At 69.9% G+C, this 2445-nt stretch carries 3 protein-coding genes; 1 reads left to right on the top strand and 2 read right to left on the bottom strand.

What is annotated here, in order from left to right; translation table 11 throughout:
* Positions 1–585: molybdopterin cofactor-binding domain-containing protein (locus FV228_RS26825; RefSeq protein ID WP_147857304.1), on the top strand; the 585-nt coding region annotated here is incomplete at its 5' end.
* A 257-nt stretch (positions 586–842) separates the two neighbouring features.
* Here the strand turns inward: FV228_RS26825 and FV228_RS26820 are convergent.
* On the bottom strand, positions 843–1967 hold the full coding sequence (locus FV228_RS26820) for an aldo/keto reductase (RefSeq protein WP_147857303.1): 1125 nt from the start codon (positions 1965–1967) through the stop codon (positions 843–845).
* A 55-nt stretch (positions 1968–2022) separates the two neighbouring features.
* Positions 2023–2445 (bottom strand): nickel pincer cofactor biosynthesis protein LarB (gene larB / locus FV228_RS26815; RefSeq protein WP_147857302.1); only part of this gene is annotated, 423 nt, incomplete at its 5' end.

Here is a 2445-nt window from a genome sequence, read left to right as displayed (position 1 = left end):
CCGGACGGCACCGGCCTCGCGCTGGCCGACGCCGTCGGCCCCGCGGGGGTCGAGACGCTGGCCGAATTCGTGCCCGCGGGCGGCGACCGGGAGAAGGCGCTGGCGGGCCTGCGGCAGGGCCATATCGGGCTGGCCTTCGGCGGGGGCGGCCATGCCGTGTCCTGGGGCTTCGGCGCGCAGTTCGCGGAGGTTCATGTCCATGCCGAGACCGGGGAGATCCGGGTGGCCCGGCTCACCGGCGCCTTCGCGGCGGGGCGGATCCTCAACCCGTTGACCGCCAAGAGCCAGCTCACCGGCGGGATGATCTGGGGTCTCGGCTCGGCACTGCTCGAAGAGACCGTGCTGGACGGGGCCGCCTACCGCAATCCGGATCTCGCCGAGTATCTCGTCCCGACCTCGGCCGACGCGCCGGAGGTCGAGGCGCTGCTGGTGCCGGACCCGGACGATCAGGTCGACGCCCTCGGCCTCAAGGGCCTCGGCGAGCTCGGCATCATCGGCGTCAACGCGGCCATCGCCAACGCCGTCCACCACGCCACCGGCCGCCGGATCCGCAAGCTGCCGATCCGGTTGGAGGATGTGGCATAGGGTCGGACGCCCCTCCCGCCCGCTCTGCGAGCTAGGCGCCGGCGTTGTTGCAGACCGCGACGCGCCCCCTCTCCCGTGCGGGAGAGGGTTGGGGTGAGGGATGCGCCCTATCCGGAAAAACCTGGTCCCTCACCCTGTCCCTCTCCCGCACGGGAGAGGGGACCCGCACCTTCTGCAAGACTGCGGCTACAGTCGAAACCTGAGTAGGCTGGAGTCACAAAGGGGAGGACAGAACTCCCCCCACCCAAGCGGCGCCCCTACTCCATCGTCGGCGCGAGCTTCTTCACGCTCTGCACGTCCTCGCCGAGCCAGGCCGCGTTCTTGGCGGTGCCGTCGAAGGTCGCGCTCGTCTTGAACAGCTCGTACTTGCCCTCCAGCGCGTAGGGCTTGGAGCGCGACAGCAACTCGGCCACCGTCGCCTTGTCCATCGGCTTAAAGGTCTTCACCGCCTCGAAGGCCTGGTCGAGGTCGCGCTGGTTCTGGATGCCGGTGATCACCACCGAGACCGGCAGGTTCAGCGAGAAGTGCAGATATTCCAGCGGCTTGATCGGCGCGTCGGCCTTCAGAATCACCCCGTCGCCGAACGTTTTCATGGCGAGCGGCGCGATGCCCTCGGCCACGAGGTGCGGCAGCACCAGATGGCCGAACGAGCGGAAATGCGCGTCCATCACGTTGAGCGGCATCTGGCAGGAATCGAACTGGAAGCCGCGCTCCTGCGCCACCGCCAGCATCTGCAGGTGGATGCGCGGGTCCTTGTGGCCGGTGAAGCCGATATAGCGCAGCTTCCCCTGCTTCTTGGCCTCGAGGAACCCCTCCATGGCCCCGCCCTCCGCGAAGACGCGGTCCGGGTCGTCGTAGCGCAGGATCTCGTGGTGCTGGACGAGGTCGATCCGGTCGGTGCGCAGGCGCAGGAGCGACTGGTCGATCTGCTTGAGCGCCTCCTCCTTGGTCCGCCCGTCCATCTTGGACATCAGGAAGACCTTGTCGCGATAGCCGCCCTGAGCCAGGGCCGCGCCCATGCGCAGTTCGGAACGGCCGTCGTTGTAGTCCCAGCAATTGTCCATGAAGGTGATGCCGCGATCGACGCCGGCATGGATCAGCCGGGTCGCCTCGTCGTCGGTCACCGCGCTCTTGCCGAGGTGGAACCCGCCCATCCCGATCGCCGAGATCTTTTCCGACGTCCGACCGAAGGTGCGATAGAGCATCTCGCCCCGGCGTTCGCCCGGATCGGTGATCAGCGGCAGGTCGGCCGGGTCCTGCGGCCGGGTGTTCGGAAGCGGCGGGACGTTCACGGCCGCACCTGCGCTGCCGGCGCCCGCGAGACTGGTGCCCGTAAGCCCCGCGCCGAGCACGGCGCCTTGAAGGAAGCTGCGGCGTTCCATCGGATATCTCCGTTCGGGAGGGTGTCTGGTTCGGACGGTAACGGGTGGCGGGACATCATCGTTCGGCCTCCTGGGCGAGGCGGCTCGCCGCGTTGAGCAGGCGCAGGGCCGCGCAGGCGGCCCCGTAGCCGTTGTCGATATTGACCACCACGATCCCGGGGGCGCAGCTCGCCAGCACCGCGTCCAGAGCCGTGCGCCCCCCTGCGGCGACGCCGTAGCCCACGGAGGTCGGGACCGCGATCACCGCCCCGGCGACTAGGCCGCCGACCACGCTCGGCAGCGCCGCATCCATGCCGGCCGCGACGATCACCACCGGATGCGCCCGGATCTCCTCCAGCCGCGTGGTCAGCCGCCACAGGCCGGCGACGCCGACATCGGCGAACAGCGTCGCGGCCCGGCCGGCATAGCCGAGCGTCCGCAGGACCTCCCGGGCGACCGGGACGTCCGAGGTGCCGGCCGCGACCACGGCGACCCGGGC

Source organism: Methylobacterium sp. WL18 (genome assembly GCF_008040015.1).
Taxonomy (GTDB): domain Bacteria; phylum Pseudomonadota; class Alphaproteobacteria; order Rhizobiales; family Beijerinckiaceae; genus Methylobacterium; species Methylobacterium mesophilicum.
The sequence above is the reverse complement of the archived record's forward strand: the minus strand, read 5'-3'. Positions and strand labels throughout refer to the sequence as shown.